Origin of the sequence: Herbaspirillum sp. C9C3, assembly GCF_013359625.1 — a bacterium.
In the GTDB taxonomy this organism is placed as follows: Bacteria; Pseudomonadota; Gammaproteobacteria; order Burkholderiales; family Burkholderiaceae_D; genus Herbaspirillum.
In genome coordinates, this window is the sequence record NZ_JABFMQ010000006.1 from 57,065 (window position 1) to 70,871 (window position 13,807).

The 13,807-nt window shown below is 63.6% G+C and carries 11 protein-coding genes; 1 reads left to right on the forward strand and 10 read right to left on the reverse strand.

Translation table 11 applies throughout. The annotated features are described in order from the left end of the window. Window positions 1–7: 7 nt before the first annotated feature. From HNO82_RS07995 to HNO82_RS08040, 10 genes are all read right to left on the reverse strand, one after another. Window positions 8–2,494 carry a type VI secretion system Vgr family protein gene (locus HNO82_RS07995; RefSeq protein ID WP_175343320.1) on the reverse strand — a complete coding sequence of 829 codons (2,487 nt, stop codon included), beginning with the start codon at window positions 2,492–2,494 and terminating at the stop codon, window positions 8–10. Between the two features lie 179 nt (window positions 2,495–2,673). Continuing rightward, entirely contained in the window at window positions 2,674–4,155 is a 1,482-nt protein-coding gene (xylB, locus tag HNO82_RS08000; RefSeq protein ID WP_175343321.1) for a xylulokinase, read from the reverse strand. A gap of 32 nt (window positions 4,156–4,187) precedes the next feature. Continuing rightward, the gene (locus tag HNO82_RS08005) at window positions 4,188–5,069 is read right to left on the reverse strand and encodes an AraC family transcriptional regulator (protein ID WP_034350823.1); all 882 of its coding nucleotides are present in this window, start codon (window positions 5,067–5,069) and stop codon (window positions 4,188–4,190) included. Then, on the reverse strand, window positions 5,005–6,225 hold the full coding sequence (locus tag HNO82_RS08010; RefSeq protein WP_175343322.1) for an ABC transporter ATP-binding protein: 1,221 nt from the start codon (window positions 6,223–6,225) through the stop codon (window positions 5,005–5,007). Before HNO82_RS08010 ends, HNO82_RS08005 begins: the two co-directional genes overlap by 65 nt. Before the next feature lie 2 nt (window positions 6,226–6,227). Beyond that, on the reverse strand, window positions 6,228–7,265 hold the full coding sequence (locus HNO82_RS08015; RefSeq protein WP_175343323.1) for an NAD(P)-dependent alcohol dehydrogenase: 1,038 nt from the start codon (window positions 7,263–7,265) through the stop codon (window positions 6,228–6,230). Window positions 7,266–7,274: 9 nt separating this feature from the next. Continuing rightward, window positions 7,275–8,087, reverse strand: coding sequence for a carbohydrate ABC transporter permease (locus tag HNO82_RS08020; RefSeq protein ID WP_175343324.1), 813 nt, complete (start codon window positions 8,085–8,087; stop codon window positions 7,275–7,277). Continuing rightward, window positions 8,075–8,953 (reverse strand): carbohydrate ABC transporter permease, encoded by an 879-nt coding sequence (locus HNO82_RS08025; protein ID WP_175343325.1) that lies wholly within the window; start codon window positions 8,951–8,953, stop codon window positions 8,075–8,077. The genes HNO82_RS08020 and HNO82_RS08025 overlap by 13 nt, the downstream gene beginning before the upstream one ends. 77 nt (window positions 8,954–9,030) lie before the next feature. After that, on the reverse strand, window positions 9,031–10,302 hold the full coding sequence (locus HNO82_RS08030; RefSeq protein WP_175343326.1) for an ABC transporter substrate-binding protein: 1,272 nt from the start codon (window positions 10,300–10,302) through the stop codon (window positions 9,031–9,033). A gap of 201 nt (window positions 10,303–10,503) precedes the next feature. Next, window positions 10,504–11,883, reverse strand: a complete 1,380-nt coding sequence (locus tag HNO82_RS08035) for a sensor histidine kinase (protein ID WP_175343327.1) — start codon at window positions 11,881–11,883, stop codon at window positions 10,504–10,506. Further along, window positions 11,876–12,547 (reverse strand): response regulator, encoded by a 672-nt coding sequence (locus HNO82_RS08040; protein WP_008331081.1) that lies wholly within the window; start codon window positions 12,545–12,547, stop codon window positions 11,876–11,878. The genes HNO82_RS08035 and HNO82_RS08040 overlap by 8 nt, the downstream gene beginning before the upstream one ends. 167 nt (window positions 12,548–12,714) lie before the next feature. Here HNO82_RS08040 and HNO82_RS08045 point away from each other — a divergent pair, with 167 nt between their 5' ends. Continuing rightward, window positions 12,715–13,770: an ABC transporter substrate-binding protein gene (locus tag HNO82_RS08045; protein WP_175343328.1), complete on the forward strand. Its 1,056-nt coding sequence runs from the start codon at window positions 12,715–12,717 to the stop codon at window positions 13,768–13,770. Window positions 13,771–13,807: the final 37 nt, after the last annotated feature.

Genomic DNA, 13,807 nt, shown 5'->3' on the forward strand with positions numbered 1-13,807 from the left:
CCAGCGCTCAGGACAGCGCCACACTGGCACTGCCGGACTGTGCCGCACCGCTGGCGCGCGACGGGCAGAGCCGAGACCCGGGGAACTCGGCGGGCCTGGCCTGCGGTCCCAAGGTCTGGTGGTCGGCAGCATGTATGTGGTGCGCGCCCTGCGTAAAGCCGGTGATGCCCTCCGCAATCACCAGTTCACTGCCCCCACCGTTGAGACGGATACCTTTCTTGGCCTTGAGATTGATCCAGTCACGGGTGCTGATGATGTCCACCACCTTCTGCGCGAGGATCTCCATCCCATCGTTCTGTGCCTGGATCTCTACCCGACCGCTGGCAGCAATCAGTTTGGCGCCAAGACGATAGGCCAGCAGCGAGAGCTTTTCTGCTGCGCTGGCAAAGAAGGATTTGCCAGCCGCGACCGAGATATGGCTGCCGGCCGTCAGCGCCGCATGTTCGGCACTGGCCAGATGCGTGGAGGCCCCCGAGCTGGCTTCGATGCCGCTCGGGCTGGCGAGGACCAGATGTGGTTCGCCCAGTTCAGGGAAGCGGTCGCGGCTGGCGTTCCCATCTCCCTTGAGCGCCGCATTCTGTGCCTTGATCGCCTGTGCCGCATCGTGCTGATCCGCATCCCTGTCTTGCGCCTGGTGCTCCTGCGCCAGTTTGCTCAGACTGGCAAGCGTGGCTTGCGCCTGGGTCAGGCGGCCAACGGTCTCGCCCATGTCGGTGACATGTCCGTGCGCCTTGGGTCGCGGTTCGCTGGTCAGCAACAAGCCCTGGGCAGCGCGCACCACGCCATGAGCGTCGGTACGCAGTTCGAAGCCTTCACCCCGTGCATCGCGACGACCCCCATGGTGTTCGATGCGGGTGATGTGACCCAGTGCCAGCTGGCTGTCGAAGGCATCGCTGCGGATCTGGGTCTGGATGGCCTCGTGGGTATCGTCGAAGAGCACATGGCCGCAACGTCCGCCAGGTGCATTGCCCGCCTGCGGGGCCAGTTCGCGGCTGCGCATCCCGGACAAGGCGGCCTGGGAGGGCAGGGCCCAGGGTGGCATGTTGCGCTGATTGACCACCGCACCGGTGATGATGGGGCGATCCGGATGCCCGTCCAGCCACTGCACGATCACCAGTTGTCCGATGCGCGGTACCGCCACCAGCCCCTGTTCCGCACCGGCCCAACTGCTGGCCACACGCATCCATGTCGTACTGTGTTCATTGTGACGGCCATGCAGGTCCCAATGGAACTGCACCTTGACCCGGCCATATTCATCCACATGCAGGTTCTCGCCGGCCGGCCCGACCACGGTGGCGGTCTGCATGCCGTGCAAGTGCGTGGCTTGACTGTAGTAGCCGCGACCAGGACGCCAGGGAATATGCTTGCGTATGCAGCGGACGCGATTGGTATAAAGGGGCGGAGTGTCCGCCTCCTGCAGATAATTGTTGGTGGCGCTGTGCTCCACACTGACGATCAGGAATTCCTGGTCCTGGTGGCCAGCGCGACTGTCGGCAAGCGCGCCAGTTTGCTCCGAAAAATGCCCAGTGAGGCGGAAGGTCCGCCCCGGCTGGAGGTAGCGACAATTGCCTGCGCCCTCGAATAGCAGGGCCGATGCCTCGAATTCTTCCATGCGCAGGCGGCTTTGCCGGTCGCCGTCTTCACGATGGGAAAATCCATAGGCGCCGGTATATTCGTAGTGCTCCAGCGGCAGTACCGCCCCTTGCCGGTTCAGCGTCGGCACGTCCACCTGTTGCGCTTGCGCAGTCTTGAAGTCGTAGCTCGACAGGCGCGTACTGGCGGGCTGAAATTGCCGCACCGCCGACCACTGTGCCATGCCATCTTCCTCGATGGCACCGCCGTGGTACTGGAAGGGAATTTGTCCTGTGCCATCGATGGGATTGGCATAGGTCGAATCATCCGACAAGCTCAGCTGATGACCATTTGCCTGATGTTCATAGTGGTAGTGCCATCCGGCATCTTCCCAGCGTCGATGCAGGAGGTTGCCGTCACTCTCGTCGAACTGAAACAGCTCGGTGCGGATCGGATCGGCGTGGTGCAGCTGACAATCCCATCGGGCATGCGAAGGGTAGTCCTGGAAGACCTCGGCACTGAGTCCTTCGAGGCTGCGCTGATGAAAGATGCGATTGTTCCTGCGCGCCGCCAGGAAGGCCAGCCAGGGTGCCAGCCGTGCTTCGTAGAAGGCGATGCCGCCGTCGGTGCGCAAGAAGGAGAAACGTTGCACATATCCGCTGAAATGGCGCAGCGTGCCGTCCGCTCGGACCAGGGCCACGCACAGCAGCTTGCCCATGACGGCTTCCAGCGGGATGTCGGCATCGTTGCTCAGCAGTTCCAGCGTGTAAGCGTAATCGCGGCTGAGCGCCTCGCTGGCCTCAAGCCGATTGATCAGCAGTTCGGCGTCGGGAGCGTCGTCATTGACGAAAGAGAGTTGCAGGATGCGATGGTGCTGGCGCTGCCGGGTGAGCTTGTCCCAGCGGGTGGTACTGGCGTGCATGCGTGTCCTTCTGCGGGAAAAATGAATGTCCCGAAGAAGGCGCAGAAGACCTCAGCAGGCCGCATCGGGAAGCGCAGATGTTGCCCGAGGACCTGCATGAAGTCTGTTGAATTTCTTCGATAAATGCTTTGGTTTTATTTTTGTCGCGGAGTAGATGGGAGCTCAGCCATCAGCCAACATCAGGACTGCGAGAAGGCGATGAATTCGTCTGCAAGACCGCGATAGAGACGCCGGTATTGTGTCAGCCTGCGCTGAAGTTGTGCCTGCCTTGCCGAGTCGGGCCGGTACCACTCCAGTACCTCGGGCGCCACGCACACGCGGCCCGCCTCTTCACCGGTATCGGCCAACCTCGCCAACCTGGCCGCGCCCATGGCCGCTCCCACCTCCGCCCCCGCATGTCGCCGCAGTGCAATGCCCAAGGCCGTCGCACACAATTCCCCCCAGAACGCACTGCGCGACCCGCCGCCGACCAGGGCTGCGCTGTTGAGCAGCGTACCTGCCGCCTGCAAAGCCGCATAGCCATCGGCCATCGCAAAGGCCACCCCTTCCATCACCGCATAGGCCAGGTGTGCACTGTCATGCGCCGGTGTCATGCCGAACAGCACGCCCTTGGCCGTCGCATCATTGTGCGGCGTACGCTCGCCGTTCAGATAGGGCAGGAACAGCGGCGCCTGCGCCTGCTGCATCGCCGTCAGTTGCGCCGCGCCCGCCACCAGCGTGGCCACGGGCTGCCCGGTCACACCTGCGAGCCAATGCAGGCTGGCCGCCGCCGACAGGATCACGCTCATCTGGTGCCATTGCCCCGGCAGGCAGTGGCAGAACGCATGCACACCCTGCTGTGGATTGGGCGCATGTCGCGCCGTGGCGGCAAACAGGACGCCCGAACTGCCCAGTGACAGGAAGGCATCGCCCGCCTCGATCACGCCGATGCCCACCGCGCTGGCGGCGTTGTCCCCGGCACCACCGGCCACCACGACCGGGCCGCTCAGGCCCCACTCGCGCCGCAACTCTTCACGCAGATGCCCGGCCACGTCACTGCCTTCGACCAGGCGCGGCATGTGGCTGCGATCCAGCCCGGTGGCGGCCAGCATGCGATCGGACCAGTCGCGCCGGGCGACATCCAGCCACAGCGTTCCGGCCGCGTCCGACATCTCGGAGACGAATTCACCCGTCAGCTTCCAGCCCAGGTAATCCTTGGGCAGCAGGACCTTGTCGATGGCGCGGTACACCGCAGCTTCGTATTTCGACAGCCACAACAGTTTGGGTGCCGTCAATCCCGGCATGGCTCGGTTGCCCGTGATCGTCGGCGCGTCGGGTACCAGGGCTTCCAGCTCCACGCATTCGGCATGCGCGCGCATGTCGTTCCACAGGATGGCCGGACGCAGTACGTTGCCGTTGCGGTCCAGCAGCGTGGCCCCGTGCATCTGACCGGAGATGCCAATGCCGCGCAGTGCCTGGAAGTCCTGCGGGGCCTGGCTGCGCAGTGCGGCGATGGCGTCCAGGGTGGCATTCCACCACGCCTGCGGAGCCTGCTCGGACCACAGCGGATGCGGATTGTCCACGCGCAGCCGGGTGCTGCTGGTGGCGATGACTTGGGAGGCGTCGTCGGTGAGGACGAGCTTGACTTCGGAAGTGCCGAGGTCGATGCCGAGATAGCTCAAATCGTTTTCCTTTGCGTACACGTGGATGGGCTTTACGCAACTGCCCGGACGTCGTCGTTGAGCCGGTGCAGCGCACGAAAGCGCGAGGGCGGCATGCCCTTGTGGGCCAGGAACTGGCGGTTGAAATTGGAGAGATTGTTGAATCCGACCCGGTAGCACACCTCGGTCACGCTCAGTGCGGTGCACATGAGCAGTTCGCAGGCTTCGTTCAGACGCAGGCCATTCTGGTACTGGATGAAGGTGCAGCCCGTATGACGCTTGAAGAAGCGGGTAAAGCTGCTCACGCTCATGCCGGCCAGTTCGGCCACGTCGCTCTCGCGCAGATTGCCGCCCAGGTTCTGGCGGATGCAGGAGAGCACCTGGTTGATGGTGGAGGACATGTGGCGCTGGGCATCCAGATCGTAGCCCGGTCCGGCCAGTGGTCTGCGTTCGCGGCAGGAGGCCAGCTGTTCCAGCACGCTCATCATCAGCACCACACGGCGCGCGCCATTGGCCTGTGCCAGGTCCCGCATCAGCGGGATGATCGACCTGCCCAGGGCATCAGGAAACTGCAAGCCGCGCGCCGCCCCCTCCAGCAGATCCTGCAAGGGCGAGAGCTCCGGGATGGCCCCCAGCATGCGGTCGGCGAAGGAGCGCGAGAATTGCAGTACCAGGTCGCGCGCGGCCACCTGCTGGCCCGCACCGAGATTGCTGACCCAGTTGTGCGGCAGGTTGGGGCCGGTCAGCACCAGGTTGCCGGGGGCGAAGTCGCCGATGAAGTCACCCACGAAGAACTTGCCGCTGGAGGCCGTGATGATGTGAACTTCGTATTCTGGATGGAAATGCCACTTGGCCACCGTGTGCGGGTAGTCATGCACCCAGGCCCTGAACGATTCGTCCTGGCGTGTATGCACCAGCTCCAGATCCGGACTCATGCTTGGTCTCCTTGCCATGCGGGCCGTCATCATGCCCGCTGGCCGCGCAGGCGGCTGCGGGCAGCGACAGGTTCTCTCCGCTTTGTACATCGAACACATGCAGCGCCTGCTCATCGAAGGCCAGGTGCAGGCGCTCGCCTGCCTGCGGCAGGTGCTGCGCGCTCACCAGGGCGGTCAGCGTCTGTTGACCGAAGCGGGTGGTCAGGAGCGCATCGGCTCCCAGGATCTCCACCAGTTCCACACTGACCGGGCAGTTCAGGCTGCGGATGGCTTCCCGCTCGTCGGCAATGCGGACGTAGTCAGGACGTACCGCCAACTTTACCGTCATTCCCGGCGTGAGGCGTGAAAACCTTTCATCCTGAAGAATCCAGCGCCGCTCTTCACAGCGTACGGCCAGCACGGCGCCGTCCCGTTCGACCACGCCATCGAGGAAGTTCATGGCGGGCGTGCCGATGAAGCCCGCCGCAAAGAGCGTACGTGGATAACGGTACAGCTCGGCCGGTGAGCCTGCCTGCACGATGCGGCCGCCGTGCATGAGGATGACGCGGTCGGCCAGGGTCATCGCTTCGAGCTGGTCATGGGTGACGTAGACGGTGGTGGTGCGCAGGCGCTGGTGCAGGCGCTTGATGTCGCCGCGCAACTGGGCGCGCAGTTTGGCATCGAGATTGGAGAGCGGCTCATCGAAGAGGAACACCGAGGGCGTCTTGATGATGGCGCGCGCAATCGCGGCACGCTGCTGCTGTCCGCCGGACATGGCTCGCGGCTTGCGGTCGAGCAGGGTCTCGAGATTGAGCATGGCAGCCACCTCGCGTACGCGGCGATCGATTTCATCCGCAGGGCGCTTCAAGCGCCGCAGGCCGAAGGCGATATTGTCATAGACGTTCATGTGCGGATAGAGCGCATAGTTCTGGAACACCATGGCCACGTTGCGCTCCCGCGCGGGCAGGTCGTTGACCACCTGGCCACCGATGGAGAGTGTGCCGCCGCTGATTTCTTCCAGCCCCGCGATCATGCGCAGCATGGTGGATTTGCCGCAGCCGGAGGGGCCGAGCAGGACCACGAATTGACCGTCGCCGATACGCAAGTCCAGCGGATGCAGCACCGGCGGGCCGCCGGCGTAATGCTTGGAGAGGCCCTGGCAGTGGATGTCAGCCATGGTCAGCCTTCCATTTCGATCTGAATCTTCACATCCTGAGGATGAGCGCGCGCGGCTTCCTCGAAGGCCTCAATCCCCTGCGAGAAGGGGAAGCTGCGTGAAATGAAAGGCTTCACATCGATCATTCCCGAGCTCAGCAGGGCCAGTGCGCGCGGGAAGATGTTGGCATAGCGGAACACTGATTCCAGTCGTACTTCCTTGGTCTGCATGCTCACCACATCCAGCGCCACCGGTTCCGGCGGCATGCCGACCAGCACCGCGCAGCCGCCCGGGCAGACCAGGTCCAGCAGGGTCTGGTAGACCCCGGCATGGCCGGAGGCTTCGAAGACCACATCGGCACCCCAGCCCTCGGTAACTTGCCGTACCACATCGGTCAGCGCCTGCCGTGTCACATCCACCGTGATGACGGCCGGATTGTGCGCAAAATGCGCCAGCTTCTGCGCCACTACATCGGCCAGGATCACGCGCGCCGCGCCCCCGGCCAGGGCGGCCAGCGCGGTCATGGCGCCGATGGTGCCGGCACCGATCACCACGGCGGTGTCGCCCGGTTTCATGCGTGCCTTGGTAGCGGCTTGCAGGCCGATGGACAAGGGTTCGACGATGGCGCCTTCGGCAAAGCTGACATTGTCCGGCAGCCGGTAGGTGAACGCCGCCGGATGCACCACGCTGCCGGTGAGGCAGCCGTGGATGGGCGGGGTGGCCCAGAAGCGCACGGCGGGATCGAGGTTGTACAGGCCGCGCAGGGTGGCCGGCGAATCCAGGCGCGGGATGCCCGGCTCCATGCAGACACGGTCGCCGACCTTGAGCTGGCTGACTTCGCTGCCGACCTCGGTGATGGTGCCCGAGGCTTCGTGTCCCAGTACCATGGGCGCGTCCACCTTGAAGGGGCCGATGCGGCCATGGGTGTAGTAGTGCAGGTCGCTGCCGCAGATGCCGACGGTATGGATGCGGATGCGCACATCCTGCGGGCCGAGCTCCTGGGGCAGGTCGATGTCGCGCAGAGCCAGTTCGCGCGTGGCTTCGAGTACGAGGGCTTGCATGGGGTCTCCTTATTTTCCGGTGAGGATGGAATTCAACAGCCGGCTCAACACGCCGACAAAGATCAGGGGCGGCAGCGCCAGCAAGACGGTGGAAGCGTTGATCACGCCCCACGGCACTTCCTGCCCCATGGAGGTAAAGGCCGAGGCCACCACCGGCAGGGTGGCGCTGTTGTAGGAGGTCAGCGCCAGGGCGATCATCAGTTCGTTCCAGACCAGCACGAAGCTGAAGATGATCCCGCCCAGCAAGGTGCCGGCGCAGTTGGGCAGGGCAATCTTCCAGAACACCGCGTAGGGGCCGTAGCCATCGAGGGTGGCGGCTTCTTCAATCTCGCGCGGCATGCGCTGGAATACCGGAATCGAGAGCCAGGTGATGGTCGAGAGCGTGGTCAGGAGGTAGGTCACGATCATCGAGAAACGCGTGTCATACAGTCCCAGATCGACCCAGATCGCAATGAGCGGAATGGCCACCGCCACCGGCGGCAGAAAGCGCAGCGAGAGCAGGAAGAACTGGATGTCGCGCTTGCCCGGCACGTGGTAGCGCGCAATCACGTAGGCCGCCGGTACGCCCATGAGCGTACCCAGCAGCACGGCGCTGCCGACGATGACGATGCTGTTGCTCAGGCCCACCAGCACTTCCGGGCTGCCGATGACCTGGCGATAGTTTCCCAGCGTGGGTGTGAAGATGAAGCGCGGCGTCGGTGTGACGATGTCCAGCAAGGTCTTCAAGGAATTGAGCAGCGCCCACAACAGCGGAAACACCGCCACCAGCACCAGCAGGATGCCCACGCCCCAGATGGCGCAGCGTGTGATCAATCTTCCCATTGGCTCACCCGTTTCCAGATCAGGGTAAAGATCAGTGTGGTCGCCACCATCATCAGCACCGCCATGGTGGAGGCATAGGAGACCTTGCCCGAGAGTCCGATGCCTTGTGCATAGGCATACATGTCCAGCGTCTCGGTGGCCACGCCCGGCCCACCCTTGGTCATCACGTAAATCAGGTCGAAGGAGCGCAGCGATTCCACCATCTTGATGAAGACCAGGCTGATGAGCGGGGCCTTCAACATCGGCAGGGCGATATAGGCATACACCTGCCAGGTGCGCGCATGATCGAGCCGGGCCGCTTCCAGCGGTTCGGGTGGCAAGGTTTCCAGCAGCTTCAATACGATCGCGGCGAAGAACAGTCCCCACTGCCAGATATCCACGGCGGCCACCGCATAGAGCGCCAGCACCGGGTCCGACAGGAAGGCCGTGTCATGGATGCCCACCAGCCCCAGCAGCCAGCCCAGGATGCCGGTCAGCGGCGAATACATGAACTTCCAGATGAAGGCGGCCGACACGCGCGGCAGCAGCACCGGCGTGATCAGCAGCACGCACATGGCCTGGCGCCATTTGCCATGGACGTTTTCGAACAGGTAGATGGCGATGAGGATGCCGAGCGCCACCGCACCCAGTACGGTGACCACTTCCCAGATGGCCGAGACTTCGATGGCGTTGAGGAAGCGCCGGTCCGACATCAGCCGCTCGATGTTGCGCAGCCAGACATAGTCACTGTCGGGATAGCGCAGCACGCGATTTTTCAGCGCCAGGTTGATCGCCGCCACCGTCGGCACCAGCCCCAGCACCAACATCACCAACAGTGAGGGGCCGAGGAACAGGTAGGGCAGCGAGGTCTTTCCACGATTGAACATGCAGGACTCCGGAATCCGCCCTGGTCCGGCAAGGGAATAGGGCGGCTGCAGCGTGTAACGCGATTGAATGAAGTAAATTATTTACGCGCGTGTTCCATCGCGTCCTGCGCATACTGCGCGGCTTCGTCCAGGGCGCGCGGAATATCCTTGCGGGTACCGGTGAAGATTTCTTCCAGCGTCACGCCGAGGTTGTCGCCGATGTCCGGCCATTGCGGGCTGGGCCAGATGGTCAGCCTGGAGACCGGCGTGGTGTCCTTCAGGCCGGCGAGGATTTGCGGCTTGACGTGCTTTTGGAAGTAATCGCTCTGGATGGTGCTGGTGCGGTTGTAGTCGCTGAAGACCTTTTCGCGCAGACGGGCCTGTTCCTGTTCCTTGCCGGTAGCAAAGGCGATGAATTTGCCCGCCGCCTGGCGGGTGCACTCATCCTTGGCGCCGACGGCGGAAATGGCCAGCCCGTGGCCGTAGGCGGCCGAAGGCAGCGGTGCGGGCGGACGCGCATAGCCGACCTTGTCGGCCACGCTGGATTTGCTGCTGTCCTCCATCCAGTCGGCGAAGGGCGTGGACTCGATCATGAAGGCCACCTTGCCGGAGCGGAAGGCTTCCAGCGCATTGCTCCAGTCATAGGTAGCCGCGCCCGGGGGCGCGTACTTGAACAATTCGGCATAGAGTTGCGTGGCCTTGACCGCAGCGGGCGAGTTGAAGGCCGGCTGGTTGTTCTTGTCGGTCCACTGGCCGCCCTGCGCCAGCATGAAGGGCGCCCAGCGCCAGACGTTCATCCCCGAGCCGCGCTGGCCGCGTGCCACCCAGCCATAGACGTTCGGGGGAGAATGCAGTTTCTTGATGTCGGCCACCAGTTCGTCCAGCGTGCGTGGCACCGGCAGCCCGGCTTTTTCCAGCAGGTCGCGACGATAGAAGAGAAAGTCCGAGCCCCCGATCAGCGGTGCGAAATACGCCACGTCCTTGTAACTGGCCACGGCGCGGCGACCGGGCAGGAAGTCCTGGTAGTCGGCGTCCTTGGGGAAATACTTCAACAGCGGCACGATCCAGCCCGCCGAGGCAAACTCGGCCACGTTGGCTTCGTCGACGTAATACACCTGGTAGGAACCGGCCCTGGTGGAGGCATCCAGGCGCGACTTGGCGCGCCGGTCGTTCTCGCCGAAGTAGCTGATCTCGATACGGGTGCCGGTGCGCTTCTGGTAATCGGCCAGCGATTTTTCCATCACGGTCAGGCCCAGGCTCTTCTGCGCCAGCACCTTCAGCACGGGGACATTGCAGGACTGCGCCGATGCCACCAAGGGCAGGGCAGCGCCAAGGACGGCGCACGCGGCGCCCAAGCGGATCTTGTTCACGGTTTGTCTCCTGGTTTTTTTATCGTTCAGGCGGGTGCCGGTGCAGCGGGGGACACTGCGCAGCCCCATTTGCCTTGAGGGCAGGAGCAAGAGTACGAGGGCAGGGCGCGCCGCTCCACGCCAAAAGCGTGCCGCGGGCTGATACTTTTTGATCGTTTGTATTGGGCGCTGCGCGCTTTTGTATTGCTGCGCGCCCAGGCGTCAGCTTTCCAATGCCGGCAGGCTCACGGTCGCCACCAGCCCGCTCCCCCCGGCCGGCGCGTCGAGCCGGATCGATCCCTGCGAAGCCTGCACGATCTCGCGCACGATGGCCAGCCCTAGTCCGGAGCCCGGCTGGTCCGGTGCGGCATTGCGATAGAAGCGTTCGAAGACGCGTTCGCGCACCTCGGCCGCAATGCCGGGGCCATTGTCGGTGACGGTGATGACGACCTGGCCGCGCCTGTGTGCCAGCCCCACCGTGACCTTGCCGCCCGGCGGCGTATAGCGCAGGGCATTGTCGATCAGGTTCATGAACAGGCCCATCAATTGCGCCTCGTTGCCGTTGACCATGGCGCTTTCCAGCGTGCTCTCCAGCCCGAGATCGATGCCCTTCTTCAGGGCCAGCCCGGCCAGTTCTTCCAGCACCATGGCCGCCACCGCCATCAGGTCCACCGGCGCGCGCGGGAAGGCGATGCTGTTGGAGGCTTCGGCCTGCGAGAGCAGCAAGAGTTTGTTGGTCAGGTCGGTCATGCTGCGGCTGCTGTCCTGCAGCGCGGCCAGCACTTCCTTGACCCGTGCCGGATCGTCCAGCTGGCGGGCGAACTGGATCTGTGAATCGATCACCGCCAGGGGCGTGCGCAACTGATGCGCGGCATCGGCCACGAAGCGCTTCTGCACCGTCACCTGGGCATTGAGGCGGAAGATGTACTGGTTGATGGCTTCCACGATGGGCCGCAATTCCTGCTGCAGACCGCCGGCACGCAGCGGCGTGAGTGAGTCTGGCTCGCGCGTGGTCAGTTCATCCTTGAGCGCCAGCAGGGGGCGCAGTTCCATCGTCAGGCCCAGCACCACCAGGCTGATGGCCAGCAACAGCAGCACGATCTGACGACGCAGCGAGGCATGCCACTGGTCGGCGATCATTTCCTGGCGTCCCTGCATGGTCTGGCCCACCGACACGGCCACCATGCGCAGCGTGCCTTCGTCGAACAGCGCGCGGATGTAGCTGACCACGCGCAGCGGCTTGCCTTCGAACGTGGTCGTGGCATAGACCGGATAGAGTGCCGCAAAGTCAGGCCGGGCGGGAAAGTCCGGGCGTCCTGCCAGCAGTGTGTCGTCATCCAAGCGCACCTGGTAATACACCGCATCCTGGGCCGGCGAGGCAAACAGTTCCAGTGCGGCAGGCGGTATTGAGACCACCGGCGCGCCATCATTCCAGCCCACCTGGCCCGCCATCATGCGGGCCGACGCCAGCAGCGCGCGGTCCTGCACCAGGGTGGCGCTGGAGACGGCGTTGTCATAGGCATCGCTGGTGGACAAGCCCACGTAGACCGCCATCGGGATCAGCAGCCACCACAGCAGGCGCAGGCGCAGGCTGTCAATCATCTTTCTGCTTCAACAGGTAGCCCAGGCCGCGCAGGGTCATGATGGCTGCGCTGGAGTGTTCCAGTTTCTTGCGCAGGCGCGAAATGTAGATTTCGATGGCGTCCGCGCTGGGCTCTTCGGAAAGACTGAAGACACCCTTCATCAGCGCCGTTTTCGATACGGTCTTGCCCTGCTTCAACATCAGCACTTCCAGTACGTCATGCTCCCGTGCCGGTAGCGCCAGGGTGGCACCGGCGATGGCGAACTGGCGCGTATTGCTGTCATAGACCAGGTCACCGCAATGAATCTCGGCGGCCTTGTCGGGTGTCTGGCGGCGCACCAGCACCTTGATGCGGGCCACCAGCTCGCGGATCTCGAAGGGTTTGACCAGGTAGTCATCGGCGCCGGCGCCCAGGCACTCGACCTTTTCATCGATGGAGCCGCTGGCCGTCAGGATCATCACCGGCACACCGTTGTGGCGCTCGCGCAGGCGGCGCAGCACGTTCTTGCCGTGCAGCTTGGGCAGCATCAGGTCCAGCAGCACGACATCGTAATTCTCGTCGCGCAGCACCTGGTCGGCGATCTCGCCATCGGCGGCGATATCGACCTTGAACTTGTGTTCCTTGAGGATCTGCTCCAGCCAGTGGGCAAGCTGGGGATTGTCTTCGATGAGGAGCAATTTCATGCGTTGGTCTCTTGTTCTTGACGTTCTTTTTGTTGCACTGCAAAGCAAAAAGCCGAAATTTGGAAAGCTGGATGAAGGTTTCGGCTTCTTAGAATAGGCCCGCAAGTCTACAAGAAGTGAAGATGGCGACAGACCATCCCACCCCAAAAAATATGGAGACAATCATAATGCGTCACGATACCCCTGTGTTCCCGCGTTCGCTCGCGGCCCCATTGCGCCGTAGTGTGCGCGCCCTGGCCATCGGCGCCATGGCCGCCTGCACGCTCGGCCTGATCGCCCCGCAGGCCCATGCGGCCGACAAGATCATCATCATGGTGGGCGGCATCAACAAGCTCATTTACCTGCCGCCCAAGCTGGCCGAAAGCCTGGGCTACTTCAAGGACGAAGGCCTGGACGTGGAACTGCAGTCGCAGCCGGCCGGGGTCGATGCCGAGAATGAACTGCTGGCCGGGGCCGTGCAGGCGGTGGTGGGTTTCTATGACCACTCCATCGACCTGCAGAGCAAAGGCAAGGAAGTGACCTCCATCACCCAGCTGCTGCGGGTACCCGGCGGCATGGAGATGGTGCGCGCCGACCTGGCTGACAGTGTCCACAGCATGGCCGACCTCAAGGGGCGGACCCTTGGCGTGACCGGGCTGGGTTCGTCCTCCAGCTTCCTGGCGCAATACCTGGCCGCCCGCGCCGGACTGAAGTCGGGCGATTACTCGATGCTGCCCGTCGGTGCCGGCAATACCCTGATTGCCGCCATGAAGCAGAAGCGCGTGGATGTGGCCTGGACCACTGAACCGACCACCTCCATCCTGCTGGCCTCGGGTGCGGCCAAGGTGCTGGTCGACATGAGCACCGTGGAGGGCACCAAGGCCGCGCTGGGCGGACTCTATCCGGCCTCCAGCGTCTATGTGCACCGTTCCTGGATGAACAGCCACAAGGCCGAGGCGCAGAAGCTGGCGCGCGCCTTCGTCAAGACGCTCAAGTACATCCAGACCCATTCCGCCGAAGACATCGCCGAGAAGATGCCCAAGGATTACTACGGCGGTAACAAGGCTATCTACGTGCAGGCGCTCAAGGCCTCGCTGCCGATGTATTCGCCTGATGGCAAGATGCCCGCCGGTGGCCCCGAGCAGGTGCTCAAGGTGATGGCCGGCTTCAATCCCAACATCAAGGGCAAGAACATCGACCTTGCCAAGACCTATACCAACGAGTTTGTCGACGCGGCACAGTGAATTGCGCCGTCTATATGAAGACCCCGTAGAATTCGCG